25 protein-coding genes and 1 pseudogene are annotated in these 25,511 nt (G+C 42.4%); 5 read left to right on the top strand and 21 right to left on the bottom strand.

Annotated features, from left to right (window positions below):
* Window positions 1–72 precede the first annotated feature (72 nt).
* Window positions 73–1,239: pseudogene (locus tag AAEY75_RS05535) on the bottom strand (YifB family Mg chelatase-like AAA ATPase); the annotation flags it as partial.
* A 401-nt stretch (window positions 1,240–1,640) separates the two neighbouring features.
* On the opposite strand from AAEY75_RS05535, the gene hemN reads away from it, so the two are divergent.
* Window positions 1,641–3,104 (top strand): oxygen-independent coproporphyrinogen III oxidase, encoded by a 1,464-nt coding sequence (hemN, locus tag AAEY75_RS05530; protein WP_502944375.1) that lies wholly within the window; start codon window positions 1,641–1,643, stop codon window positions 3,102–3,104.
* 66 nt (window positions 3,105–3,170) lie between these two features.
* Here the strand turns inward: hemN and AAEY75_RS05525 are convergent, their stop codons facing one another.
* From AAEY75_RS05525 to AAEY75_RS05505, 5 genes are all read right to left on the bottom strand, one after another.
* Window positions 3,171–4,031 (bottom strand): SPFH domain-containing protein, encoded by an 861-nt coding sequence (locus AAEY75_RS05525; RefSeq protein WP_110922177.1) that lies wholly within the window; start codon window positions 4,029–4,031, stop codon window positions 3,171–3,173.
* Window positions 4,032–4,046: 15 nt separating this feature from the next.
* On the bottom strand, window positions 4,047–4,541 hold the full coding sequence (locus tag AAEY75_RS05520) for an NfeD family protein (protein ID WP_197099447.1): 495 nt from the start codon (window positions 4,539–4,541) through the stop codon (window positions 4,047–4,049).
* Window positions 4,542–4,724: 183 nt separating this feature from the next.
* Window positions 4,725–5,288, bottom strand: a complete 564-nt coding sequence (locus AAEY75_RS05515) for a porin family protein (protein ID WP_352258936.1) — start codon at window positions 5,286–5,288, stop codon at window positions 4,725–4,727.
* Window positions 5,289–5,485: 197 nt separating this feature from the next.
* On the bottom strand, window positions 5,486–6,025 hold the full coding sequence (locus AAEY75_RS05510) for a porin family protein (protein WP_352258934.1): 540 nt from the start codon (window positions 6,023–6,025) through the stop codon (window positions 5,486–5,488).
* A 98-nt stretch (window positions 6,026–6,123) separates the two neighbouring features.
* Window positions 6,124–6,669, bottom strand: coding sequence for a porin family protein (locus AAEY75_RS05505; RefSeq protein ID WP_110922173.1), 546 nt, complete (start codon window positions 6,667–6,669; stop codon window positions 6,124–6,126).
* A gap of 319 nt (window positions 6,670–6,988) precedes the next feature.
* Here AAEY75_RS05505 and AAEY75_RS05500 point away from each other — a divergent pair, with 319 nt between their 5' ends.
* Both AAEY75_RS05500 and AAEY75_RS05495 read left to right on the top strand, forming a co-directional pair.
* Entirely contained in the window at window positions 6,989–8,221 is a 1,233-nt protein-coding gene (locus AAEY75_RS05500; RefSeq protein WP_197215386.1) for an 8-amino-7-oxononanoate synthase, read from the top strand.
* Window positions 8,222–8,397: 176 nt separating this feature from the next.
* The gene (locus AAEY75_RS05495; RefSeq protein ID WP_197215388.1) at window positions 8,398–9,207 is read left to right on the top strand and encodes a methyltransferase domain-containing protein; all 810 of its coding nucleotides are present in this window, start codon (window positions 8,398–8,400) and stop codon (window positions 9,205–9,207) included.
* Between the two features lie 211 nt (window positions 9,208–9,418).
* On the opposite strand, the gene dnaK is transcribed toward AAEY75_RS05495, so the two are convergent.
* Window positions 9,419–11,362, bottom strand: coding sequence for a molecular chaperone DnaK (gene dnaK, locus AAEY75_RS05490; protein WP_110922170.1), 1,944 nt, complete (start codon window positions 11,360–11,362; stop codon window positions 9,419–9,421).
* A 256-nt stretch (window positions 11,363–11,618) separates the two neighbouring features.
* The gene (grpE, locus tag AAEY75_RS05485; RefSeq protein ID WP_352258931.1) at window positions 11,619–12,218 is read right to left on the bottom strand and encodes a nucleotide exchange factor GrpE; all 600 of its coding nucleotides are present in this window, start codon (window positions 12,216–12,218) and stop codon (window positions 11,619–11,621) included.
* 369 nt (window positions 12,219–12,587) lie between these two features.
* Between grpE and AAEY75_RS05480 the strand changes: the two genes are divergently transcribed.
* Window positions 12,588–13,820, top strand: a complete 1,233-nt coding sequence (locus tag AAEY75_RS05480) for an alpha/beta hydrolase (protein WP_352258929.1) — start codon at window positions 12,588–12,590, stop codon at window positions 13,818–13,820.
* Here AAEY75_RS05480 and AAEY75_RS05475 read toward each other — a convergent pair.
* Window positions 13,805–14,950: a metallophosphoesterase gene (locus AAEY75_RS05475; RefSeq protein WP_352258927.1), complete on the bottom strand. Its 1,146-nt coding sequence runs from the start codon at window positions 14,948–14,950 to the stop codon at window positions 13,805–13,807. The genes AAEY75_RS05480 and AAEY75_RS05475 overlap by 16 nt on opposite strands.
* 185 nt (window positions 14,951–15,135) lie before the next feature.
* Window positions 15,136–16,209, bottom strand: coding sequence for a metallophosphoesterase (locus tag AAEY75_RS05470; protein ID WP_352258925.1), 1,074 nt, complete (start codon window positions 16,207–16,209; stop codon window positions 15,136–15,138).
* 154 nt (window positions 16,210–16,363) lie between these two features.
* Between AAEY75_RS05470 and AAEY75_RS05465 the strand changes: the two genes are divergently transcribed.
* Window positions 16,364–16,837, top strand: coding sequence for a hypothetical protein (locus AAEY75_RS05465; protein WP_197215397.1), 474 nt, complete (start codon window positions 16,364–16,366; stop codon window positions 16,835–16,837).
* A gap of 46 nt (window positions 16,838–16,883) precedes the next feature.
* Here the strand turns inward: AAEY75_RS05465 and AAEY75_RS05460 are convergent, their stop codons facing one another.
* From AAEY75_RS05460 to dprA, 11 genes are all read right to left on the bottom strand, one after another.
* Complete coding sequence (locus tag AAEY75_RS05460) at window positions 16,884–17,345, bottom strand: thiol-disulfide oxidoreductase DCC family protein (RefSeq protein WP_197215398.1); 462 nt, start codon at window positions 17,343–17,345, stop codon at window positions 16,884–16,886.
* 1 nt (window position 17,346) lies between these two features.
* Entirely contained in the window at window positions 17,347–18,228 is an 882-nt protein-coding gene (locus AAEY75_RS05455) for a fatty acid desaturase family protein (protein ID WP_197215399.1), read from the bottom strand.
* A 116-nt stretch (window positions 18,229–18,344) separates the two neighbouring features.
* The gene (locus AAEY75_RS05450) at window positions 18,345–18,800 is read right to left on the bottom strand and encodes a hypothetical protein (protein ID WP_197215400.1); all 456 of its coding nucleotides are present in this window, start codon (window positions 18,798–18,800) and stop codon (window positions 18,345–18,347) included.
* A gap of 79 nt (window positions 18,801–18,879) precedes the next feature.
* On the bottom strand, window positions 18,880–19,362 hold the full coding sequence (locus AAEY75_RS05445; RefSeq protein WP_197215401.1) for a hypothetical protein: 483 nt from the start codon (window positions 19,360–19,362) through the stop codon (window positions 18,880–18,882).
* A gap of 111 nt (window positions 19,363–19,473) precedes the next feature.
* On the bottom strand, window positions 19,474–20,445 hold the full coding sequence (locus AAEY75_RS05440; RefSeq protein WP_352258922.1) for an epimerase: 972 nt from the start codon (window positions 20,443–20,445) through the stop codon (window positions 19,474–19,476).
* Between the two features lie 19 nt (window positions 20,446–20,464).
* Window positions 20,465–20,965 (bottom strand): hypothetical protein, encoded by a 501-nt coding sequence (locus AAEY75_RS05435; RefSeq protein ID WP_352258920.1) that lies wholly within the window; start codon window positions 20,963–20,965, stop codon window positions 20,465–20,467.
* Window positions 20,966–21,074: 109 nt separating this feature from the next.
* Complete coding sequence (locus AAEY75_RS05430) at window positions 21,075–21,536, bottom strand: hypothetical protein (protein WP_352258918.1); 462 nt, start codon at window positions 21,534–21,536, stop codon at window positions 21,075–21,077.
* A gap of 106 nt (window positions 21,537–21,642) precedes the next feature.
* Entirely contained in the window at window positions 21,643–22,596 is a 954-nt protein-coding gene (locus AAEY75_RS05425; protein ID WP_352258916.1) for a fatty acid desaturase family protein, read from the bottom strand.
* Window positions 22,597–22,750: 154 nt separating this feature from the next.
* Complete coding sequence (locus AAEY75_RS05420; protein ID WP_197215409.1) at window positions 22,751–23,269, bottom strand: GbsR/MarR family transcriptional regulator; 519 nt, start codon at window positions 23,267–23,269, stop codon at window positions 22,751–22,753.
* Between the two features lie 166 nt (window positions 23,270–23,435).
* Window positions 23,436–24,074, bottom strand: a complete 639-nt coding sequence (locus AAEY75_RS05415) for an L-threonylcarbamoyladenylate synthase (RefSeq protein ID WP_197215411.1) — start codon at window positions 24,072–24,074, stop codon at window positions 23,436–23,438.
* A gap of 158 nt (window positions 24,075–24,232) precedes the next feature.
* The gene (gene dprA, locus AAEY75_RS05410; protein ID WP_352258913.1) at window positions 24,233–25,474 is read right to left on the bottom strand and encodes a DNA-processing protein DprA; all 1,242 of its coding nucleotides are present in this window, start codon (window positions 25,472–25,474) and stop codon (window positions 24,233–24,235) included.
* Between the last annotated feature and the right edge of the window lie 37 nt (window positions 25,475–25,511).

The following is a 25,511-nucleotide window of genomic DNA, read 5'->3' as shown; positions in this document are numbered from 1 at the left end:
TATGCATATTATCAATTATAGTTGTAAATTATCATCTATTTTTGTAATTATCATTTATTTTTATAGTTGTCAGCGGCAACGCCCTGATGTATCACCATCATAACCACATGGGCAGGGATTCATAGCGGCGACTAATTGGAAGTTGGCAGGAAAGGTCATTTGTGAGTTAGCACGGCTGATGGTTATCTGCTTGGCTTCCAATGGCTGACGCAACACCTCTAGCACCGTACGATCGAACTCTGGCAATTCATCAAGGAATAACACACCTTTATTCGCAAGGGTAATCTCACCAGGTTTCGGGCGTGAACCGCCACCGACCAATGCCACAGCTGATATTGTATGATGAACTTGTCTGAACGGTCGTGTGCCATAGTCATAATCGCTGTCTGCGACTGAATAAGTACTGGCTACTTCTAACGCATCTTCGTCACTAAGGTCAGGCAATATAGTCGGTAGACGCGATGCCATCAATGTCTTGCCTGAACCGGGCGGCCCTGTGAATAATATCGAGTGCCCACCTGCTGCTGCAATCTCTAGTGCACGCCGTGCATGATGCTGACCTTTGACATCAGCCAAGTCTACTTGATAACCTACATGCTGCGGTGCTGGGCTGGGTGTGACGACTGCCAAAGACTCATTGGGTATGCTTGGATTCGCTAGCGACTGTAAGTGATCACAAACGGCTTTGAGACTCTGCGCGCCTAATACCTCTACTCCCTCGACACGGCTGGCTTCTGCTCCATTATCCATTGGCACGATTAATTTGACTGGTGTTACTGCTTCTACTGCCTGCTGTTCATCTAGTCGTCGCTCATTACTATTCGATGACGTTGCCGCCAACCCTTCCGCTTTGATCGCTCGTGCCACTGCCAAGCTGCCTGTTACTTGCCGCAAGTTTCCGTTTAGCGCCAATTCACCGATAAACTCAAATCCTGACAATACCTCTGGATCGAGCTGATCACTGGCTGCCAATATCCCTATGGCAATCGGTAAATCTAGCCTTGCGCCATCTTTGGGTAAATCCGCAGGTGCTAGGTTAATAGTGAGACGACGATTGGGAAACTGGAATCCAGAATTCAATATCGCAGAACGCACTCTGTCTTTACTCTCACGTACGGCAGCCTCAGGCAGACCAACAATGGTCAATGCAGGCAAACCTTGCGACAAGTGCACCTCAATAATGACCTTTGGTGCGTGCAGACCGACGACTGAACGGGTATAGACTTGAGCAAACGACATGAGTGTTTCCTATAAAGAGGCTCTCTCGATAATAGAGGATTACACATAGGTACGCAAATGTCGTGTTTTGAGTCATAAAACCTCATGTGATTGATGATTCAATCATGAGCTCATTATCTTAATAAGTTTTGCCTAAGAGCACTCGCTATTCACCCCACTAATAACAAGGATTTGTTATACTAGCCACTGTCTATTTAGACATAAATATTGCTAGAAAGGTGGTCATAAACGAACGGTTTCAATTGCTACCTTTGAACCACATAAACCCTAGCAATATATATGGTCAAAACGAGGAATATCGCATGACAGAACATTCAGAACAAAACAATTCTAACAGTGCTGACCATATCGAGCAGCCTTATAATCGTGCAGGAGAGCAACCGACCACGACACGTCCTGTCATGCAGCCAGACAATCCTTATGCCAGTATGCGCGGTAGTATTACGAGCAAACATCTACCCGCATTTGATGAAGCTGTTATCAATAAATACAACCGCTCAGGGCCACGATATACCTCTTATCCAACGGCTTTAGAGTTCGCGCCAATCGCTGACAGTCTTGAGACCAGAATCCTGCAGAACCGTGAAGCACGTGCACCACTGTCTCTATATTTTCATATTCCGTTCTGTCGTCATCTTTGCTACTACTGTGCTTGTAATAAAATTATTACCAAAAAGAATAGCGACTCAGGCGATTATTTACAGTACTTAATTGCCGAAATTAAGCACAAGCGTCGCTTATTATCGGCGCCTGAAGGTAGCAGCAAGCCGTTGGTCAAGCAGCTGCATTTGGGCGGTGGTACACCCACATTTTTGCGTGACGAAGAGATGGTTCAGCTGTGGGAGTTTTTACAGACTCAGTTTGAATTTTTGCCCGAAGATGAAGGTGATTACTCTATTGAGATTGACCCACGCGAGCTGAGCGAAGACACACTAAAAGTATTGCGTGGTCTTGGTTTCAACCGTATCAGTTTAGGTGTGCAAGATTTAGATGAAACCGTACAAATCGCTGTCAATCGTGTGCATTCCGCAGAATTGATTGAGAACGTCCTCAACGAGGCGCGCGAACTCGGCTTTCACTCTATTAACATCGACTTGATTTATGGTCTGCCACATCAAACGCCTGAGACGTTGGACAAGACCGTACAGCGCATCATAGAGATGTCACCAGATCGTCTGTCTGTATTTAACTACGCGCATCTGCCAGAACGATTTAAAGCGCAACGTCAGATTAAAGATGAAGACCTACCCAATCCAGCAGCGAAGCTTACGATGCTTGGCAATACCATCAATATGTTGAGCGAAGCGGGCTATCAATATATCGGTATTGACCATTTCGCCAAGCCTGATGATGAACTCGCTGTCGCACAGCGTGAGGGCAAATTACATCGTAATTTTCAGGGTTACACCATCATGGGTGACTGTGATTTGTTAGGATTCGGTGTCTCTTCTATCAGTCAGATTGCCAATGCCAGTACCCGCTATATCCTACAGAATGATACGGATCTACAAGCCTATCAAGCCAATATTGACATGGCAAAAATCAATCCTACTGTCATGCCAGCGGTAAAAGTAATCAAGACGTCGATTAAAGATCGTCTCCGTGAATATGTCATTATGAATTTGCTATGTCATGATTATCTCGACTTTAAAGATGTGAATCAGAAATTCGGTATCGATGCGATTACCTATTTTATTGATGAAATAGCACAGCTCGGCGCCATGCAAGACGATAAGCTCATTGATATGGATGCCGCTGGTATTCGTGTTTTACCACGGGGACGCTTATTGGGTCGAAACGTTGCGATGGTCTTTGATGAGTATCTTGAGACAAAGCATAAGGATCGTTTTTCGAAAGTGATTTAGAATAATTTTGAATAAACCGAAAAAAAGACCTCAATAGAGGTCTTTTTTTATCTGAAATAATAGTTACTACACTTTTAATTTATCACCCACCATACCCTTTACGGTACTTAAAATATCAGCAGGCAACACTACCATTTTTGAGTTATCAGATTCAGCCAGTTCACGGATTGCCTTGATATACTGCTCACCAAGTAAGTAAACAATCGGCATCTCTTCTGTGCCCATGGCGTTGGTAATCAAACGAATTGACTCTTCTGAGCCTCTCGCTAGCACTACCTGCGCTTCAGCATCACGGCGCGAGGCCTCTAGACGCCCATCGGCTTCTAGGATAGCTGCTTGCTTTTGACCATCAGCACGAGTCACTGTGGCACGACGTAGACGCTCTGCCGCCGCCTGCTCTTCCATTGACGCTTGCATAGTTTGCGATGGGTTAATATCTTGAATTTCTACCGTCTTCAGCGTGATGCCCCAATCAGCGATATCTTCTGAGATTGCATGCTTTAGCTTCATCTTGATTTCGTCACGACTAGACAAGGCACTATCTAGATCCATTTCACCGATGATTGAGCGTAATGAGGTCTGTACCAGATTGCGAATACCATATTCATAATCTTCGATGCCATATACTGCTTTGTCAGGGCGTACGATATTAATATAAGCCACTGCATTAGCGATAATCACCACGTTGTCTCGAGTAATGACTTCTTGTGATGGAATATCAAGAACGATGTCTTTAGTCGTCACTTTATAGGCGACATCATCGACGAAAGGAATAATCAGATTTAACCCAGGCTCTAACGTTTGGCTGTATTTCCCCAAGCGCTGTACCACCCATTTGTAGCCTTGCGGTACGATGCGAACACCCTTAAACACCGTAAACACCACCAGTGCCACCAAGACCAACATGACAATACTAAAGCTTCCCATAACCCACCCCTATTATTATATTTGTTTACTATTATTCATCGCTGCCTGCGATTTCATACTGCTCACGATCAACTCGTTGCCGACGATGTCTGTCACTACTACTCGATCACCAACTGCTACCTGCTCTCCTGTCGTACGACACATCCATTCAGCCGCACCAACAATAGGAACACTAAACCTTACCGTACCCGCATGATTAGGCTGCGGCTGTACGATTATCATACCTGTTTCACCAACGATAACGCTGCCACCCAAACCTGCTTTGGTACGGTCTATCGATAACGGCTTAATGAATTTGAACCATGCCAACAGAAATATAGCCGATAACACCAACCAAATAATCACTTGAACAAAGACTGAAATCGGCAATAACCAAGAAAGGGCTGCCACAATGATAGCAGCAGCACCAAACCATAGGCTTGCAAATGTGGGCACAAACATCTCAACAATCAGCAATATAAAGCCTAAAACGAGCCAATGCCAAGGTTCAATCATCCAAAGTATGTCCATCGCTGCTATACCTCTTATCTTTGATATTCTAACTTTCAATGTAACACACTTTTAGTATTCATAACTTCTTAAAAATCATCAATCTATGATGTTCACAGCTTAATAAACATGCGAGAAAGTATAAAAATCTGACACAAAAAAACGCACCCCGAAGGATGCGTTTTTTATTTCTTTGCAAGCCAATTAGAACTTAAAGTGCGCGCCTAAGCTGAAACCACCAACATCCACATCGTCAACTTGAGGATAGATGTTATACATAGCTTCAAAAGAAGCCGTAGGAGTAATGTTATAACCCAAACCTAAACCACCTGCAATACCAGTATCGGAAAAACTAGAGCTATCATTTTCGCTAGAATCTTCTTTATCTGTGTAATCCGCATCAATTTCATTTTTTGCGATACCTAAACGACCTTTAGCATACAGTGCCGTATTAGGGAATGCATAATCATAAGTAGCATATAGACCGTAAACATCAGCGCTGTACTCATTCTTCTCAAACTCATCTTCAAAAGCATCAGCATCATTAGTAGTCAGATACTCAGCTTCCACACCGAACTCTGGCGTGAACTTGTAACCACCGTAAACGCCATAAGACACAGCATCATCAACACCGCTTTCATCAGGACTATACTGACCCACTTTTACACCAGCGTAAGGCTGACCTGCATAATTAACGGCCGCTTGTGCACTTACACTTAACACAGCACCAGTTACTAAAGTTAATAGTGTTTTTTGCATCGTTCTCATTGTATTTTCCAAGGCTATTTTAGTTAACAATTAACTTTTAGATAGAATTTTGTCAGTAGAAATATCGCATATCCATAACTGACGGCGGTATATTAGCAATTTCCAACCTTAAAGCATACAACTGTTTTGTATTTCACGAATAAAAAAACGCACCCCGAAGGATGCGTTTTTTATTCATTGTACAGCTATTCAAGCGTTTAGAACTTGATGTTTGCACCAACAGTCATAAGATCTGTATCGCTACCCAACATGTCGTATTCTGCTTCTACGTTGAAGTTAGGATTTACTGAATAACCAAGACCTACACCACCAGCTAAGCTAGTATCGTTATCTTCGCCATTATAAAATCCACCAAGGTCTGTGTTAGTAGCTTCGATTTCAGTTCTTGCTACACCAAGCTTACCTTTTGCATATAGACCGGTATCCGCGAACGCATGGCGATAAGTACCATAAGCACCATAAGACTTAGCATCGATATCACCACCACGGTAATCAGCATCATCTGAGCCTACATATTCAGCTTCAAGACCAAAGTTAGGATCAAAATTATAACCAGCATAAACACCATAAGCCGTTGGATCATCAGCATTATTGATATCTAAATCAAATTGACCGACTTTAGCACCGACATACGGCTGACCAGTATAGCCATTACCATAAGAACCAGCAGCTTGTGCGCCCATGCTTAATAAAGAACCAGCTACTACTGCCATTAGAGTTTTTTGTAGAGTTTTCATTTTATTTCCTTAAAATTACATTTTTGATTGGTTATATATTATCTGTATGAGAAAAGCACATCAGATAAGCCTTCAATAAAAAGGGTTAGAAAAAGTATTTAGAATTTTAATTGAGCACCGACGGTCAATAATTTGGCATCTACATCACTGTCCATCATTGAATATTCAGCTTCGACACCAAAATTAGGATTGACTGAATAACCAAGACCTACACCACCAGCAATACCAGTATCACTGCTAGAGTTTGAGACTTTAACCAAACCGTTGGTATAGTCACCTTCTACTTCAGTCTTAGCCACACCTAGCTTACCTTTGGCGTACAAGCCAGTATTTGGAAACTGATAACGTGCGGTACCGTATGCGCCATAAGTTTTGGCATCCAGGTCGCCATTTCTATAATCAGCGTCATCTGAGCCGACATATTCAGCTTCAACACCGAAAGTAGAATCGAAGTTGTAACCACCATAGACACCATAAGCGGTAGGATCATCTGCGTTATCAATGTCTAAATCAAACTGACCGACTTTGGCACCGATATACGGTTGACCAGTGTAGCCGTTGCTATAGGACGTTGCGGCTTGTGCGCCCATGCTTAATAAAGAACCCGCTGCTAGCGTGATTAGAGTTTTTTGTAGAATTTTCATTATTAGCTCCTTAACATCCATTTAAACAAACAAGTTATCTATTTATTTATACTGGCTCTTATAGCCCTATCGTCTTGCTTGCTACGATGAATGTAATAGTAACAAACTATTTCAGACACTCTGTCAGTGTTTAATAGTATGAGAGTTAAGATTTGCAAGTTTTCATCAGCGAGTGGGTTACAAAGGCCAAGATATGAAACCTTTTGTTACAACCAACCTATTTATGCAATAATCCCTACTCATTTCACGCTCTTCCTACTAAAAACCAAGATTTAAATGCCTTAAATACTGTCAAATAACAAAAATGAAGGAAGAAAGAATGACCAATCTCATCACTGATCGTCTACAAGTAGCGCTCGAAGACCTCAAAGCAAATCAACAATATCGTCAACTGCCAAACCTGCAACATAAGGGGCAGTACGTTATGAGCGAGGGTAAAGCTTTGCTCAACATTGCAAGTAATGACTATCTCGGCTTGGGCGGTGATATCGAGCTGCAAACTGAGTTTCTCAATCAAATAAAACAGCTACCCACTGCACAGACACCTAAAATGAGTGCCACTTCCTCACGGCTCCTCACAGGCAACGATATACAGCTGCAAGCATTAGAAGCTGAATTGCAAAGCTGGTATCAAAATGCCATCGATAAGCAAAATACATCTGCTTCAAAATCAGTGTTGGTATTGAACAGTGGCTATCATGCTAATCTGGGTATCTTGCCAGCATTGACGACTTTACCAGTCAAAACACTTATTCTGGCTGACAAGTTGGTACATGCCAGTATTATCGATGGGTTGCGTCTGAGCCAAAGCAAACTGGTCACCTATCGTCGTTACCGTCACAACGATTACGAGCATTTGGCCAGATTTATTGAGCAAGCAGATGAAACGGTTGAGCGCATCATTATTGTCACTGAGAGTATTTTTAGTATGGATGGCGACCGTGCTGATTTACCTCGGCTAGTGCAGTTAAAAGCCAAAGATGCCCGTATCGAGCTGTATGTCGATGAGGCTCATGCTGTCGGGATATTGGGTGATACAGGCTTGGGGTTGGCAGAAGAAACAAATACGTTGCCCGATATTGATTATTTGGTGGGGACATTTGGGAAAGCCTTCGCTTCAGTTGGCGCTTATATCATGTGTGATGAGGCCGTCAAACAATGGCTGATTAATACGATGCGCCCACTGATTTTTAGTACGGCATTACCCCCTATCAATCATGCTTGGACACGCTTTATCTTAGCCAAAATGCCGCAGTTAACTGATCAACGTACGCATTTAGCGCAATTGTCTATCACACTTAGTCAGGCTATCGACCCACAATACCGTGTATCACCTACTGCTCAACATATCAGTTATGACTCTCCTATCATTCCTTATATATTGGGCGATAATGCGCGTGCGCTTACTAAAGCGAACCAGTTACAGGCAGCAGGGTTCTACGCATTGCCTATTAGACCACCCACCGTTCCTGAAAACACTGCTCGTATTCGTTTAGTCATGAATGCCAAACTGACCAATGAAGACTGCGAACGGCTAATACAACAGTTATAATTCCACTATCTAGCAGGGACAATGGTCCCACTATAGTCGATTCAATTTAAAAGTAGTACAAGGTAACCGTACGTAGATGTATATTTAATACTTCAAGCGAGGTTAACGCAGTAATATTTTTATAGTGGAATGACTATATCGATTGATAACTGGCTCAATTGGATGTAATACACTCTATGAAAAAACTCGACACACCTGATGACCTCAGTGCTAGAAAGCAAACCATCGCTCGTCATTTTGAGAGTGCTGGTGACTATGACCAACATGCCAGTATTCAGCAGCAGGTCTGTCAGCACTTAATCGCCAATATTGCTCAAACCAAACAAAATAGTGTATTAGAAGTCGGTGCGGGCACAGGTCAAATGACACGACTGCTCGCTGAGCATATAAAGAGCGAACACTGGGTCATTAATGAATTATGTAGTGAGCAAGCTGCTACATTGCAATCCATATTGCCAACTGCTGACATCGTTATTGGTGATGCTGAAACCATAGATTTGGAGGCAAATCATAGTTTAATCGTCAGTGCCAATGCAGTGCAGTGGTTTGATAATCCATTGAGTTTCGTCACGCAGTCTGCAAGCCGTCTACAAGCTGGAGGCCAACTGGTCTTTAGTACCTTTACCCCAAATAACTTTTTGCAAATTAAGAATCTCACTGGTCAAGGGCTCTACTATCCAGATATCGACGAATGGCAATCTGCATTAGTTAATGCAGGTTTTGAGAATATCGAACTCTCAACTCAGCGCTTTGATTTACCGTTCCCTACCCCCTACGCTATTCTAAAACATATGAAGCTGACTGGCGTATCGACCAATCAGACACAAGTAAAATCAGATAATACCCAGACCTTTATGTGGACAAAGTCGCGCCTACAGCAGTTTGAGTCAGACTATTGGCAACACTTCTCAGCGCAAGACGAGGAAGGACAGCCTTGTGTCAACTTAACGTATGAAGTGCTGACAGTGAGTGCATTTAAACTTTAATCACGCAATTTATATTAAAAAAAATAGCTAGTAGAAATAACAGCCACAAAAAAACGCATCCCGAAGGATGCGTTTTTTAATTCAACTACTTATCGATTTGTATCGACTATACCATTTTCAAAAACTTGAGTAGCAAGGAAAACGAGCGTAAGTACTACATTAAGTAGACTAAGCGAGTTTGACGCAGCTAATCGCGTTTTTGGATTTGGTATTATTTTTTGTCTTCGTCTACTTCAGTAAACTCAGCATCAACAACGTCATCATCGGCTTGGCTGCTATCTGCTGCACCGTCAGCACCTTGTTGGAACTGGCTTGGATCCATACCTTCTGCACCAGCGCCTGCATCAGCATAAATCTTCTGGCTAACTGGTAAGAAAGCATTATCTAACGCTTCAAGCTTGGCTTTGATGTCATCATGATCATCTTCTTTAGCTGCTGCTTCAAGCTCAGTGATAGCAGTCTCAACTGAAGATTTTTCTTCATCAGACACTTTATCTGCTGCTTCTTTTAGTGCTTTTTGCACGGCATGAATACGACCATCTGCTTCGTTACGAACTTGCGCTAGGTTAGCGAATTTCTCATCTTCAGCAGCATTGGCTTCTGCATCACGAACCATTTGTTCAACTTCTTCGTCCGACAAGCCAGAATCCGCTTTAATTTGGATGCTTTGTGCTTTACCAGTACCTTTATCAGTTGCTGAGATGTTCATGATACCGTCAGCATTGATGTCAAAAGTTACTTCGATCTGTGGCAAACCACGTGGTGCTGGTGGAATATCAGTCAAATCAAAACGACCAAGCTGTTTGTTTTGGTTAGCGATTTTACGCTCACCTTGATATACCTGAATCGTTACTGCTGGCTGGTTGTCTTCAGCCGTTGAGAATACCTGTGATTTCTTGGTAGGAATCATCGTGTTTTTCTCGATAACTGGCGTCATTACACCACCCATCGTTTCGATACCTAGTGTCAGTGGCGTCACATCAAGTAGCAATACGTCAGTTTTGTCACCAGACAATACGGCACCTTGAATAGCTGCACCAGCGGCTACGGCTTCATCAGGGTTCACGTCTTTACGTGGCTCTTGACCGAAGAATTCTTGTACTTTTTGCTGTACTAGTGGCATACGAGTCTGACCACCAACTAGGATAACGTCATCGATATCGCCAATTTTTAGGCCAGCATCTTCAAGAGCAATTTTACAAGGGCCCATAGTACGCTGTACTAATTCTTCCGTTAAGCTTTCTAGTTTTGAGCGGCTGATAGTAACAACCAAATGCTTAGGACCACTGCTGTCAGCAGTAATATAAGGCAGGTTCACTTCAGTGCTTTGAGCACTTGATAGCTCGATTTTTGCTTTTTCTGCTGCTTCTTTTAGACGCTGCATCGCAAGAGAGTCACCTTTTAGGTTAACGTCTTGGTCTTTTTTGAATTCGTCTACTAAGAAGTCAATCAATGCTGAGTCAAAGTCTTCGCCACCAAGGAAAGTATCACCGTTGGTTGCAAGTACTTCAAATTGCTGCTCGCCATCAACGTCAGCAATTTCGATGATTGATACGTCAAAAGTACCACCACCCAAGTCATATACAGCAACAGTGCTATCGCCTTGCTTCTTGTCCATACCGTAGGCAAGAGCAGCAGCAGTTGGCTCGTTGATGATACGTTTTACATCAAGACCAGCGATTTTACCCGCATCTTTAGTTGCTTGACGCTGTGAGTCATTGAAGTAAGCAGGTACAGTTACAACTGCTTCAGTTACGCTTTCACCAAGATAGTCTTCTGCTGTTTTTTTCATTTTTTTCAAGATTTCAGCAGAAACCTGTGGTGGCGCTAATTTCTTGCCGTTGATTTCTACCCATGCATCGCCGTTATCTGCTTTAGCGATTTTGTAAGGCACCATACCGATGTCTTTTTGCACGACTTTGTCATCAAAACGACGACCGATCAAACGCTTGATTGCAAACAACGTGTTGTTTGGGTTCGTTACCGCTTGACGCTTAGCTGACTGACCAACGAGGATTTCGTCATCTTTATAAGCGACGATCGATGGTGTTGTGCGAGTGCCTTCAGCATTTTCGATGACTTTAACTTTGTCACCTTCCATTACTGCTACACATGAGTTCGTTGTACCTAAATCAATACCAATTACTTTACCCATAATCAAATGCTCCTAATTTATTTTCAATATAAATACTTATATGTTCAGACCATAGTCGGTCACTTGTTGCTATATATCGGTTTACTTATTAATTTTTTCAAGTCAAAAGCCACGCAAAAATTGCCTTTTGTGTGACTTTTTGTGAAAACCCTTACTAATAATGAGGTTTAGCACAATTAAAAACTGATTGTTCACTGCTTATATAATAAGGCGATGACTTCAAACGCCACTGTCTCAAGCAATATTGGCTTAAATACTATTGACCGACACGTACCATTGCTGGGCGCAACAGACGACCATTCAAGCTATAGCCTTTTTGTAGTACGGTTCCAACGGTATCAGCTTCAGCGTCTGCATCAATACCGACAGCTTCATGAAGATCCGCGTTGAACTTTTCGCCTTGTGGATCAACCGCTTCTACGCCGTTTTTGGTTAATAGCGCCAAGAGCGCTTTGTGCGTCAATTGCACGCCTTCAGCTACTGGATCATTGGCATCAGCATTTTCCATGGCACGCTCTAAGTTATCAACAATATCTAATAGCTCTTTAGCGAATTTTTGTAGAGCAAATTTTTTGCTCTTTTCCGCTTCTTGCTCCATGCGTTTTTGCGCATTGTAAGCTTCTGCATTGGCACGGGCAGTGGTTTCTTTGGCTTGCTTAACTTCGCCTTCTAACTCAGCGATGCGCGCCTTAAAAGTATCAAGATCGATATCATTTTCGATAGTCATCTCTTCGCCTGAGTTATTCTGTGGATCAAACTCTTTCATCGTTTCTTCTAAAATACTGTCAGTATGGCTGACATTGTCATTCGCCATATTTTGCTCAGCAGATTCGTGGTTGGTGTTTTGCTCGCTCATGATAGCTCCTTAGAATGTAATAATGACGATTCATATAGGGCACAATAGATAGGCTCATCGCCAGTCATACTGCGACCTTATTAGATACTTAAAATATTTTACTCATTGTTTTTATTAATGCGCTTTACTAGCTGCTTGATAAAGGTGATGAGCATAAATTTCAAGCCTAAAACCAAGGATTTTTTACTTTAGAGTAAAGAATTACTAACTATTACCTTTAATAAGCATCTTTAGCGCCCTAACTCATGAACTATTAATGGCACTCTAGATGGTATTAAACAAGCAGCAGTGCTAAAATTTTTGACATATAACTTGGCCGTTGATGGTAATTCTAGCCACTTCTTTAACCCTGTGAGGACTCTTATGCCCATGCTAACGTTACCTGTATCACGCTACCGTAGACACGCCTTGCACTATGCGTTAAAAAGCTTGAGCTACTTACCTACCCCTTTGTTAGAGCGCTTAAATCGATCTATAAATGCGCCCACCATGGCACAGTATCCACATGCTGACGAGCATTTGCGTGCCATCATCGGTGCCAATAGAAAAATGAAACGCCCATTAACCGTATCTCAGCTCACGCAGATGCGCAAAAAGTTTGCTGTAGATGCGGTATCCATGCAATCGCCAAACGTCTGGCAGACGCAACCGAATAGCACACGGACACAAGCTGAAAACCCGCAAGCTAAAAGCCTGCAAGCTAAGAAAACAACCAGCCAGCAAGTGCATTGGCAAGACAAAACGATTGCTAATGCCGATGGCGAAGATATGACAATACGCTGCTATGAGGCAGGGCCACATAGCAATCCTGATAATGTCATGATGCTATTTATTCATGGTGGTGGGTTTTGTATCGGTGATATCGATACGCATCATGAATTTTGCCATACCGTCTGCCAGCAAACTGGGTGGGCAGTTGCGAGTGTCGACTATCGATTGGCGCCTGAACATACTGCTCCAACAGCTCTCAGAGATTGTTTAGCCGCTTATCTATGGCTATCAGAGCATTGTCATACGATGGGTGCGTTACCCTCTCGCATTGTTTTATCGGGAGACAGTGCAGGTGGTTGCCTTGCAACACTAGTGGCGCAGCAAGTGATCTCACCTGACGAGGCACAGTGGCAGCAATTGAAGATACATGGCGCAACTGATATGCAGACCATCCAGCGCTTGCCACAACCATTAGCGCAGTTGCCCCTTTATCCTGTGATCGACATTACCGCCGAACACCCTAGTTGGGCACTGTACGGCGAAGGGCTGTTTTTAGATCATAATGATGCTGAAGTGTTTGACGCCGCTTATGTGGGGCATAGTACCATCCCGCCAGAGCATGGCTTTGTTTCGGTGGCACGTGGTGATAGCACAAACATGTGCCCAAGCTATATCGTGGCCGCGGAGCTTGATATTTTGCGCGATGAAGCACTCGACTATGCCGAGCAGCTAAAAGCTAAAGGATATCCGGTTAAAGTCCATACAGTTCTGGGTGCACCGCATGGCTTTATTCATTTGATGAGCATTCATAGTGGTCTAAACCACGAGGTCAATCACATTATCAATGATTTTGCTAAATGGGTACACACGCTGTGTCAGACTGCTGACTGAACGGTGATAAGCCATACCTCAGACCGTGACCCCAATCGAAAAGGAATGCCCCAAAAGCCATAGCCTGATGACACCACAAAGTGCCCAAGCCCAATGGCCTCATAACCGTAACCCAAACGGTTGATGGCTCGCACAATAAAATTGGCAGGAAATATTTGCCCATCATGTGTGTGACCTGATACCTGTAAATCAATAGGCAACTTGCTGTGTTCTATAATATCACTCGGTCTATGATCTAGCAGTATTACGGGCACAGTGGTATCTACTTGCGATAACAGCTCAGTGGTTGCGACTCGCTCACGCTTATGATTATCAAAACGCCCAATCAACCAAACTGGTTGATCTTGATGGTTAATACACAGCACATCATCATTTAATAAATGCACGCCAGCGCTGCGTAACGAGTCACTAATCGGTCGCTCATGACCGTATAAATCATGGTTGCCCAGTGTGGCATACACACCTAAGGGCAATTGGTCGCAAAGTTTGGTCAGGTTGGTCTGCATATCATATGCTGTATAAGCGTGTGTATTGTCATCCATGATATCGCCCGGCATCAACAACATATCAGCGCGCTGCTCAACAAGCAGATGACTTAACCTGTCAATCGCACGGTTTCCAAATAAGCGACCCAAATGTAAATCACTGGCCACCGCAATACGCAATTGTCCCTGCATAGACTTATTGATATGAATAGTGCGCTTCCTTACCACTGGCACATAAGCACTATGTAAGGCGTAAAAAAACAGCCCAATAAATAAAGCAAAGGCAAATACACGAAGGCCAAAAGCAATGGTTTGTGGCTGCAGCATAATGAGCAGATCAGTCGTGCCACCAAACACCATTGTGCTTAATAAATAACTGCCATATACCGCACCGGTAAATCCAGCGGTAAGTATTATAAAATGCATCACTAGCATCCAACCACTCACCCATCGGTAGCTATTTGCCAGCAATTTGCTGACGCTTAGCAGCAGTAAACCATTACTGATTATAAAAACCGTTATCATAACCGCTGTTTGTAATGCGGAGGTTGTCCAGGGCTGTAACCACCACTGTAGGCTTAATGCGGCGCCCAAGCTAAATAGTTGCAGTAAACCAGTGATGACTGCAAAAAATACGTAGCGCATGGGCGTTCCTCTTTTGTTTTATCTTATTATAGTGTACTGGCTTGATACACAATATTATTATGCGGAGGTTTTACAATAATACTAAAGCTAGAATCATTGTCTTCATAGCCGCTGTTTTTATAGCTTCTGTTTTGGGGCACTACCTCCTTATTACTATGTTCATAAAACCAATAAAGTAATAATTCTTACTTTGCTGCCTGCAACGTAATCATCCAAACCTCCGAACGCGTGCCTAATCTAAAAGGCACTGCTCCTATACCATAACCTGACGTCACCAAAAACTGCGTATTCTCTATTGTTTTGGTGCCATAGTTTAGCGGCGAGAACCAATTCATCAGTATCGTTAATGGAAATATTTGTCCGCCATGGGTATGACCAGACAGGTGCAAATCCACTGGCAACTCTTTTATCTCTTCCATCATAGAAGGACGATGCTCTAAAAACACCACAGGCTTATCAGTATCAATCTGAGTCAATAACTCATCCGCTGACAACCTAGTCTGGTCGACATCATCTGAACGCCCAATCAACCACACTGAATCATTGAGCAGCACACTCTCATTATCAAGCGCTTTGATTCCTGCTGCTTCAACAGCCTGAGCGATCTCTTCATCGTAACCTCGATAGTCATGATTGCCTAAAGTAGCATAAACCCCAAGGGGCGCCTTTAGCTTTGATAAATGCTCATGCATATTGGTATTGTCATAATGAATCGTCGTGTCATGCATGATATCTCCTGCTATGACGACCACATCAGGATGTTGGGCATCGACCAAATCCACCAACTTATCTATCTGGTGGTTTCCAAACCATCTACCCCAATGAGTATCAGACACTAATGCTATGCTCATAGGCTTATTGAGCGGCTTATCTGTCGTAACCGTTAAACGGTGTACCACAGGCGAATAGGCATTAAATACGGCTAAGCTGACAATAAACGCATAAGTAGTCAAGGCAAACACGCGTAACCATTTAGGGCGCGGCTGAAATTTTAACAACTTATTAAAAAAGAGTGCTAAGACAGTAGTGGCGATACCTGCATAGAACATAAAGCCTTGTAAGATACCAATGACCAGATAAACGTTAAAACGATCACCCCAAAAATCGCTTAGACCGTAAAGTAAAAAGCCATAATTAACGATAAAAACACTGAGTACCAAACTCATTTTTACACTCTGGCGTTTTGGTTTGATAAACCACCAAAGCAACAGACAAGTCATGATAGAGAGCAGTTGCGTGAAACCAATAAAAAGCCACATAGTAAAATCTACTCAGATAAAAATGAGATTATATTACGTTAAAAACAGCTTACTATTGGCACTTAGACTATATTCCATATTTTTCACATAAAGCTTTATAAGATAAAATCGTATGATTTATCGTAAGAGTCGTACAGATAACAAAGGTGAAAAGATGAATAAACGCTGGGGTTTTTGGATACTTTGGGTTTGTATTAGTGCAATAGCTGGTTTTGTATGGGGAGTTGCATTAAATGATAATTCTTGGTTATCTATAGCTGGCATGGGGTCAGGAATTGGCTGCTTTATTGTCTTTTATACGTTGCTTGATGATTTGGCACGTAAAAATCAGTGGCATCGGTTTATAGCAGCATTAAAGAAAGGCATCTATATAAAGGCAGGATTACAGATTCTGAATCTAGTTACACCTATTTTCCCTTTTATATCACCTGAGATTTTGGCAGGGGTAGCGGCTATCTATATCGTTGAACTTCTAGGGTTGGATTTTCACCAACCCTTCTTATCAAGTTTTGCCATGACGTTAATAACTGGTGCTTTATTGTCATTATGCGTCGGGGTTATCAGTCTTATTATTCTTTTGGTATCAAATAAGAAAGCACATGCTATTACGACAAATGACATGTCGTAAAAATGCTTTCCATAGAACTGTCTTAATTGTTTTTGATAGAACTGCCTTAACGTTTGTCTGGCGCTATTTTGCAAACGCCATTTTCACACGCTTGCAGGACTGCTGTGCCATACACCATCTTGGTCACCCAGTTTGGAATTCGATAACGATTGCGAGCGACATACGGATAAACAAAGTTACCCAGTTGTTTGATCACTGGCAAAAACAACAACGGTGACCATTTAACGCCACCTGTCCTGTAGAGCAGACGTACAGCATCCATGTGTGTGTACCAATTGCCATAGCTGTCTTTCATACACATATACGTCATCGCATCCTCACGGCTAAATCCTGCAATAGACAACTCATCTAGCCCTTCATCTACAGGAACTAAGCGTATCTTTTCCGGTTGACGTTTTTTCATATTATGCGCCTCGGTGCTACATATCACGCACGCATCATCGTAGTACATGGTAACAGACAAATTCGCTTGCTCTCTATAGCTGTTGATATGGTTTTGGATAATCATGTTACGACTCCTTTATGAGTGATACCTCAGCATCGAGGCTATTCGTTTTATTAATCACGCTAGATTCTTGATAATTATTGACTGGTGTTAAAACTGGTACTAAAAAAGGAATGACGGGCTGCTGCGTCCACTGCGGTGCGCCGGCATCTAAGCGCTTAGCCAGTATCGGTAAGTGATTGGTCGGCACCGCTGGAAATAGATGATGCTCGATGTGATAGAGCAAGTTAAAAGTCAGTAGATTAATCGGCGGATGGCGCTCGCTACGGGCATATACCACGTCATCACAACCATGATGTACACTCCATACCGCAAAGAATCCCACCATCGTATTGGCCAATATCATCACCAATACGTGATAGATTAATACTGGATGCATCGTGATAAAAGCAGCGGCAATCACTGCGAAAATGAGCAACATATCACAGGCAACGAGAATACGATTGCGACGGCTACCATGCGTCAGGCCAAACCACTGAATCGCAATCGAAAAAATCCCGCCTCCCAATATTGCCTGATACCACGGCAAGCGTGCCCAGTTACCCTCAACGTCACTGTCTCCCAGCGGATCTCGATGATGATTGAGATGTGTGTGCCGAATAGCATGCGTGCTACAGAGCATCGTAATACTGAGAAAAAACAGCATGAGCTCAGTGGCAAGCCTCCCTACTCCCAACGTTCGATGATAACAATCATGTGCTTGCCTCAGTGCAGCGGTAAAAAAGAAAAAAGTCGCAGTAAGCCCAAGTAACCACCACCCTTGCCACGCGCTCCACCATGACAGTAATAGAAAAGGTAATGATAAAAAAATATTATAAACAGTCTCGCTCAGACTAAGCTGGCGCAAATCTTGCCATTCAATACTGGCTAACGAAGGATGACGCATGATGTTCTCCTTACTTAGTGATAAGCAGTAGCTGTCTTACTGGCGCGACCGCTTAATTTAATTGGCTTAGTATTATTTATTTTATTTCTGTCAAAAGTGAAATAAAAAGACAAATTTTATTGATGTTTAGGTAATGCGATCAGACCCGTGACTATGGCACTTGCGCCACCAACACAGCAAATTAGCATGATATTTACTACGGAATCTATCGAATCCGACTTTAACATAAACCAAACTATACATAGAAACGTGCTCATAAAACCAACAGTAAATAAAGGCAGTACCTTTCTCATAGAATCAAAATAAATCTCAAGTTTGTATGCGCTATAGCCAGTCAATAATGCAGGAAACAAACCCAAAGGGAAACCAAAAACCGTACCAACTGCTAGTATTTTTATAAAGTCTGGTATTTCTTGCAGAGAAATACTTCCCTCAATTACAGAAAATACAATTATAGAAGAAGTAGCAATTAAACCTCCTATCGCACCACCTAGCAATCCATAGAGTCCTATTACTTTACCTTTTGGATAGTTTGAGACAGTAATTGTAGCGCTACTCCTAAGTTCGTTCATAAATACCTCTACATAAGTTTCACATGAAACAATTCTATTTATAAATAAATTTCTTATTTTTAATGAAAACCTAGCTAACTTAAGACTTAGGAATAGTTAATCCACCTATGATAATAGCGCTAAATAATCCCGACAAGCCCACTAACATAGCTAAGAGAAATAGTTCAAAATCTATTGATTCAGCCATTGTCATAGCGATCAAGCTAAATGGAATAGTTACAATAAAACCAAGTAAGCCTAAGGCAAGCCAGTTTTTAAACGTTCTAAGGTACAGTTTTATATAAATAACAATACCTGCAGTTATCAATGCAGGAGGTAAACCTACTATCATTTTAAAAGCCAGACCTTCAAATATATTTTCTATAAAGTACTGAAAATCAAAACCTTGCCACGGTCTTGGTACGAAGCTCTCAAATAAGAAGAGCGTGAAAGTTATGCCGTTAGCCCCTACCCATCCACCGAGTAGACCGAAGCCTATAAGCACTTTTAACCAAGGGTAAGATTTCTTAATGCTTTTCTTTTTTAACATTAAATTTGAATTTTCATCGCTTTTAGAAACCATATTTTTACTATCTTAATACTGTGAGGTGACCGGAATATCATGCATTACGAAAGTATAATCTTAAAGAATATATTAACCTCCTTGTTTCACATGAAACCTACCTTAAGCTATTCAAAGCTTCTGCCCTGCTAACGCTTGCTTGAGCGTTGGCTGCTGGAACTCATAACCTGCGTCCTGTAATGCTTGTGGTAATACTTTTTGACCATCTATCAATAGTGTCGACATCTCACCAAACATCAGCTTGAGTAAAAAATTTGGTAAGGTGAAAAAGGTCGGACGATGCAGCCATGCTCCAAGCGTTTTGGTAAAAGTATGATTACTTACTGGGTTTGGCGATGTTAAGTTATACACAAACGCTGGTGTATCATTAGTAGTCTGCAATGCATTATCATGTGTAGTGTTAGCATCACTATCGCCCTTACTAGCAAGATGCTGCTCAAGGATAAATATCACGGCTCCTACCCAATCTTCACGGCTGATCCAGCTCATTATCTGCTGACTATTACCCAACTGACCACCGACACCCATTTTAAACGGTATCAAAAGCTTGCCGACCATTCCGCCCTCAGGATGAATCACCACACCAGTTCGCACGATAGCCACAGGTACAGCATAATCTGTTGCTGTTAAAGCTAGCTGCTCCCATTGCTCACATAACTGATGTGAAAAATCGGTCTCAAAACCACTGCTTTCGGTTAATGGTTTATCACCTTGTACACCATACCAGCCAATCGCTGATCCGCTGACTAATAACTTAGGTTTGGTACTGGTGCGAGCGATAAATGCCAGTATGGATTCGGTCGGTTTAATACGACTGGCAAGCAACTGCTCTTTGCGCTCATCACTCCAACGCGAGTCGGCAATACCTGCGCCTGCTAGATTTAAAATTACGTCAAAAGTATTTTCTGTTTTTGATAGCTCGTCATAAGTCATCATTTCAATATTACTGGGATGTGCTTGGCTATCATCACGTGTCAGCCAAGTAACATGTAGGTCTCTATCAGCCTGTTGATAACGCTTCTGAGTCTCTTCACTGAACGCACTACCCAAAAATCCTGAACCGCCACTGATTAGAATATTCATGCTCTACTCCCTATGTGTATTATTTTTCAATAAAACGTAACCCGTTATAGTTATCGTCTTCTTTTTTAGCCTTTATATCAAAATGACTTTTACATACTTTTGGTAAAGCAATGCAGCTAGCGATCGCTGAGTTGATCGCACCAAACAACCCTATAGCAACCATAAATGCCAATAGCACGCCAATCTCTATCAAAGAGTTTATGCCTAAATATAAAACGATTGCGCCCATATAACATGCTGATGTTACGAACCCAACTAAGAATGTCGTGCGTAGACTCTTACGATCACCGCGCCATGTCTGTTGACTAGCAACGATCATGCCCGTTAATAAAGCAGGAATAAAACCAAGTAATCCAACATAGAGTAATGGCTGATAACCTATTTGAGCAAAATCAGCATCCCTAAAAACAAACAACAAGAAAAGCTGCGCTACCAGCCCACCAACCAAGCTACCAACCCCTGCAAACAGAACAATCACTTGCATATAAGGGTACGCACCTAACTCATTATTCGTTTTCATTCTATTTATCCCATTAACATTCGTCGTTAATTTAGTATAAATATGGCGTTGGCAAAGCCCATGAAATTACTGTGGAGAATTAATGAATAGCGTAACTTCTCTCTGTGAATCATAGTTTTGGTAAGACGGATAACCCTGTGAAATATCCGCTAGAACTTCCGATAAAGGCAGCAAAGATACAAGCAGCAAGTGAAAAAGGTATGTCGTTAAAAACCATGAATAGCAAAGTACAGATAACTGTCGATACTGTACCGATGATAGCTGAATACGATAAACCTTTATGATTACGGTATAGCTTCAAACTCGCGACTAAACAACCAGTCAATGTTGCAGGAATGAGACCTATCATGAAACCAAAAAATGCACAGATAGGTACTGCTAATACAGCTAGCACTATTGATCTAACGATATTCTGCCAGACAGCATCTTGCAAGATAGCTTCTAAAACCACAAATATAGCTGCTATTAATCCTATTAAGCTGCCACCAACAGCTCCACCAAAGAATAAATAGGATGCTATGACATTTGCTTTTGAATAATTTTCATGACTTTTATTAGAACCTGAACCCATGACGATATCCTTAGAGACAGTTTTTTAGCTATTTTTTCAGTCGATTAGCTCAAGCATTCAACATTTTCTTCTAAAGTAAGTAATGCTGACATGCCTGTCCATTCTACTAAGCAAAACGCTTACGAATAGGACATTCACTATCATTACTATTTTGATCTTTATCTTTTAACTTACTCGCATAATTATTTATAGATTCCATGGCAGTCGCCATATTTGGCAATACATATGCTTTGGTCAGGTGTGGCACTGCCGCATCTACACGCTTAGCAAGCTCAGGTAAATGATTGGATGGCACAGCAGGGAATAGATGATGCTCTACGTGATAAAGCAAATTAAAAGTCAGCAGGTTGACCAAAGGATTGCGCTCAGTTCGGGCGATTGTCTCATCACAATCATGATGCACACCCCACACGGCGATGATGCCGACACTGGCATTGGCCAACATCATCGTCAGTAGGTGATATATCAACACTTGCGCCAACGTCGCAATAGTAGGAACAGCCACAGAAACCACAGTCAATACCAGCGCAGTGATAATAACAAGGCCAATCAAGCCAAACTCTAGCCACGCAATACGTTGATTACGACGGCTGCTGAGACGCAGTCCTTGGCGATAAATATCCAATCGATACGCTATCCCGCCAAGTAGCGCTTGCCACCATGAACCTTTTGCCAAACGGCCTTCAATGTCACTATCACCCAATGGATTGCGATGATGTTCCATGTGAGTGGCTCGGATGCTATGCAAGCTGGTCATCAATAGTACGCTGAGTAATAACAATATGCCGGTAACGGTACGTTTACTCACACCCAAGCTATAATGATAACCATCGTGCGCCTGACGAAAAGCAGCAGCGAAAAATAAATAAGAGGCGCCACATGCCAACACATACCAAGACTGACTGGCGAACCACCAAGACAGCAATAAAAACGGATAAGGCAAAATGAGGTTATAAGTAATTTGAGCGCGCGTTAGTTGGCGCAAATCCTGCCACTCAACTGAAGCCATTGCATATTTAATAGCTAGCTCTTTATTAGCGTGTGTCTTATTTGCGTTCATTTTACACATCCATTTGTCGTTGCTGTTTCTTGCTGCTATTTTTATCGAAACTCGTATCACTTAAACTTGGCTAGCCTTTATACTTTTTACATAAATTTCTGTCTAAACAGAAACCGTTACTCAAATTTTTTATTTTAGATAACACATATCACTATCAACGTAGGATTTTTTTAATACTCGCACCCAGTTTAAGGACTTTTTTGAGAATACTGGTAGGTAGCTTGAGCATCTCAGCAGACCAAGTGGTGAGCGTACTAACGAACTCTTGGGTATCACGGATACGTGCTTTTACATCGCTGTTTTCGTGTTCGAATTCAGGACTGTCCATCAGCTCTTGTAAGAATTGCACCGTAGGCTCTAACTCGCGCTTTTGTCGTTCAACCACAATAATGCGTGCTAACTCCCAAACGTCGATATTGGTCGTAAAATGATCTCGACGATCACCCAATATGGAGACTTTTTGTACCAAGCCCCAATGCTGCAACTCTTTGATACTGTTTGAGACGTTAGAGCGAGCAACACCAAGTGTGTCGGTAATTTCTTCAGCATTTAGCGGCTTACCGATGATGAATAACAATGCATGAATCTGTGACATGGTGCGATTAACACCCCACTGCGAGCCCATCTCACCCCAATGTAAGATAAATTTTTCGGTCACAGGATTTAGTTTCATAATGGCTATTCACTTATTTTTTTGCAATATGGCTTATTTCTTGATTGTTGTACTTCTTGACTTATCTTGCGCCATTCTTTTATTTCTGTCAATAGTGAAATAAAAAACAATACCTATCATTTGTATGACGACGCTTAACTCATTATATTTAAATGACTGCTACTCTCTAACGAATGATTAAGCCAGTGGTTGCATCGCGAATTTGACTAGGCAAGGTATAGCCCAACGTATCAGCTTGTAAGTAACTGATGTGCTCGCCAAAATAGGCATAAGCATCGTCGAAGGTCATGGCAGGCTGCTGTCCTGATGGATTGCAGCTGGTAGAGACCAACAGTCCAAATGGATTGTGTGCGCTGACCAATTGCTGGCACAACTGACGAATAATAGGATGAGCAATGACCCTTACTGCGACTGTCTGATGCTGCCCCGTTATCCAAGAAGGAATAGTAGTAGCCAGTGTCTGAGGAATAGGCAACAACCAAGTATGCGCTTGCTTATATTGCAAACCATCATCGTTATTATGGCCACTATCTATCTGCCAACTCTTTAGAATAGGGTCACGCTGTTCATCCGTTAAAGACGATAGCAAAGGAGCCAAACGTTCTGCGCTGTCCGTAATGACAATCATGCCTTTGGTTTGTGGACGCTGCTTAATATCTAGAATACGTTGAACGGCTGCTTTATCATAAGGGTCGCAGCCAATACCCCAAACGCTTTCAGTCGGGTACGCGAGCAACTGCCCTTCTTTGAGGCTCTGAGCTGCTTGTAGAGTAGAATCAGTGATGAAAGGTGTGAGATGGTTCATGGCTGAAATTGTTTAGGATAATAGAAAATTAGGCGCTAATCATAACACAGGAGAAAGTTGGGCTCAGACAACAAATTTCAAAAGCTGCCAATTTTTTACTATGTTAAATGAGTTAGAGACTGAAAAACAGAAACGTTTAAAGGTAGGTAAGTGTAACATTAGACGCGTAAATAACGTCCGCCCTGTACACTAATAATACCCATTAATTCAAGTTCCATTAGCTGCCCAATCAATTGCGGTGGTGCAAGCGCAGTTGCTACGATAAGCGCATCTAAATCCTGTCCATGCCAATCCAGCTGTTCATAAACAGGGGTTAAATGCTCAGGTACTACGATGGCACTAGCAGGAGATTTAATATTAGAAGGTGATGAGGTAGCATGGCCAGCTGTGGTTACCGCGCCTTTCTCTGCATCGATATTTTGTTGAGAGGGGCTATTATTCGATTGAGGTATGTCTGCTGGTGTGTAAGAACGGCGGTCATAGGTCAACTGACCATTGACATCTTCTAAGACTTGCTGAGGATGATAAATCAAAGTGGCGCCTTCACGTATCAAGTGATGACAGCCTTCAGCATTGCTATTGTCAATATGACTTGGAATAGCGAAGACTTGTTTGCCCTGCTCTGAAGTGAGACGTGCAGTAATAAGCGAGCCACTTTTAATCGTGGCTTCCGTCACAATGGTCGCTAGACTCAATCCAGATACCAGCCGATTGCGGCGCGGAAAAGTATGCTTGTGTGGCTGCGTATGTGGCAATAGCTCGCTGATAATACAGCCACCTTGATCGATAATCTGAGCGAACAACTTATCATGATGGTTGGGATAATTAACATCAATACCCGTACCCATCACCCCAATCGTGCGGCCTTGATAGTCAGCATCCGCTTGAGCCAACGCACCTAAATGCGCTCGTTTATCCACACCCATGGCTAGCCCACTGGTAATGATATAGCCTGCCTGTGCCAAATATTGAGCGATATCAAACGTGATTTTCTGTGCATGTGCGGTGGGTTTTCGGCTACCGACGATAGCAATTTGTGCTTGATGCAGACGCGCATGATTGCCACGATAAAATAGTAATGGCGGTGGATCATAGATTTGTAAGAGTTGGGCGGGATAGTTGGACTCATCAGCAAATAGTAGGCCGTAACGTCTCTCTATAAGTGCTTGCTGAATTTTATCAATATTGGCTTGTGTTTGCTCTGGCTGTTCATGACGTTTGAGATGAGTATGGTGAATACCTGCTTGCCGCCATGCTTCTACTTTGGCTTGCCAAGCAAGTTCTGCATTTCCAAAGGAAGTAAGTAGCTTATGATAAGCAGATAATGACGCATTCACTTCGTACCACAGCGCCAGTACGGCACGCTGATCGTCTGTTAAAGAAGAAGTGACTGCTGTCATAGTCCTTTATCTCTTATAGGTGAATTTGGAATGGTTA

The sequence above is a fragment of the Psychrobacter sp. TB55-MNA-CIBAN-0194 genome (assembly GCF_040309505.1).
In the GTDB taxonomy this organism is placed as follows: Bacteria; Pseudomonadota; Gammaproteobacteria; order Pseudomonadales; family Moraxellaceae; genus Psychrobacter; species Psychrobacter fozii.
The sequence above is the reverse complement of the archived record's forward strand: the minus strand, read 5'-3'. Positions and strand labels throughout refer to the sequence as shown.

What these genes read in the sequence shown, in the direction of transcription:
- AAEY75_RS05495 (WP_197215388.1), top strand. Translation starts at nt 8,398, where the DNA reads ATGAAAAAACTCGACACACCTGATGACCTCAGTGCTAGAAAGCAAACC.
- AAEY75_RS05505 (WP_110922173.1), bottom strand. Translation starts at nt 6,669, where the DNA reads ATGAAAATTCTACAAAAAACTCTAATCACGCTAGCAGCGGGTTCTTTA.
- AAEY75_RS05515 (WP_352258936.1), bottom strand. Translation starts at nt 5,288, where the DNA reads ATGAGAACGATGCAAAAAACACTATTAACTTTAGTAACTGGTGCTGTG.
- AAEY75_RS05430 (WP_352258918.1), bottom strand. Translation starts at nt 21,536, where the DNA reads ATGGGTTCAGGTTCTAATAAAAGTCATGAAAATTATTCAAAAGCAAAT.
- AAEY75_RS05465 (WP_197215397.1), top strand. Translation starts at nt 16,364, where the DNA reads ATGAATAAACGCTGGGGTTTTTGGATACTTTGGGTTTGTATTAGTGCA.
- AAEY75_RS05525 (WP_110922177.1), bottom strand. Translation starts at nt 4,031, where the DNA reads ATGGGAAGCTTTAGTATTGTCATGTTGGTCTTGGTGGCACTGGTGGTG.
- hemN (WP_502944375.1), top strand. Translation starts at nt 1,641, where the DNA reads ATGCAGCCAGACAATCCTTATGCCAGTATGCGCGGTAGTATTACGAGC.
- AAEY75_RS05480 (WP_352258929.1), top strand. Translation starts at nt 12,588, where the DNA reads ATGCTAACGTTACCTGTATCACGCTACCGTAGACACGCCTTGCACTAT.
- AAEY75_RS05500 (WP_197215386.1), top strand. Translation starts at nt 6,989, where the DNA reads ATGACCAATCTCATCACTGATCGTCTACAAGTAGCGCTCGAAGACCTC.
- AAEY75_RS05415 (WP_197215411.1), bottom strand. Translation starts at nt 24,074, where the DNA reads ATGAACCATCTCACACCTTTCATCACTGATTCTACTCTACAAGCAGCT.
- dprA (WP_352258913.1), bottom strand. Translation starts at nt 25,474, where the DNA reads ATGACAGCAGTCACTTCTTCTTTAACAGACGATCAGCGTGCCGTACTG.
- AAEY75_RS05470 (WP_352258925.1), bottom strand. Translation starts at nt 16,209, where the DNA reads ATGTGGCTTTTTATTGGTTTCACGCAACTGCTCTCTATCATGACTTGT.
- AAEY75_RS05435 (WP_352258920.1), bottom strand. Translation starts at nt 20,965, where the DNA reads ATGAAAACGAATAATGAGTTAGGTGCGTACCCTTATATGCAAGTGATT.
- AAEY75_RS05455 (WP_197215399.1), bottom strand. Translation starts at nt 18,228, where the DNA reads ATGCGTCATCCTTCGTTAGCCAGTATTGAATGGCAAGATTTGCGCCAG.
- AAEY75_RS05420 (WP_197215409.1), bottom strand. Translation starts at nt 23,269, where the DNA reads ATGAAACTAAATCCTGTGACCGAAAAATTTATCTTACATTGGGGTGAG.
- AAEY75_RS05520 (WP_197099447.1), bottom strand. Translation starts at nt 4,541, where the DNA reads ATGGACATACTTTGGATGATTGAACCTTGGCATTGGCTCGTTTTAGGC.
- AAEY75_RS05460 (WP_197215398.1), bottom strand. Translation starts at nt 17,345, where the DNA reads ATGATTATCCAAAACCATATCAACAGCTATAGAGAGCAAGCGAATTTG.
- AAEY75_RS05450 (WP_197215400.1), bottom strand. Translation starts at nt 18,800, where the DNA reads ATGAACGAACTTAGGAGTAGCGCTACAATTACTGTCTCAAACTATCCA.
- dnaK (WP_110922170.1), bottom strand. Translation starts at nt 11,362, where the DNA reads ATGGGTAAAGTAATTGGTATTGATTTAGGTACAACGAACTCATGTGTA.
- AAEY75_RS05475 (WP_352258927.1), bottom strand. Translation starts at nt 14,950, where the DNA reads ATGCGCTACGTATTTTTTGCAGTCATCACTGGTTTACTGCAACTATTT.
- AAEY75_RS05510 (WP_352258934.1), bottom strand. Translation starts at nt 6,025, where the DNA reads ATGAAAACTCTACAAAAAACTCTAATGGCAGTAGTAGCTGGTTCTTTA.
- AAEY75_RS05445 (WP_197215401.1), bottom strand. Translation starts at nt 19,362, where the DNA reads ATGGTTTCTAAAAGCGATGAAAATTCAAATTTAATGTTAAAAAAGAAA.
- grpE (WP_352258931.1), bottom strand. Translation starts at nt 12,218, where the DNA reads ATGAGCGAGCAAAACACCAACCACGAATCTGCTGAGCAAAATATGGCG.
- AAEY75_RS05425 (WP_352258916.1), bottom strand. Translation starts at nt 22,596, where the DNA reads ATGAACGCAAATAAGACACACGCTAATAAAGAGCTAGCTATTAAATAT.
- AAEY75_RS05440 (WP_352258922.1), bottom strand. Translation starts at nt 20,445, where the DNA reads ATGAATATTCTAATCAGTGGCGGTTCAGGATTTTTGGGTAGTGCGTTC.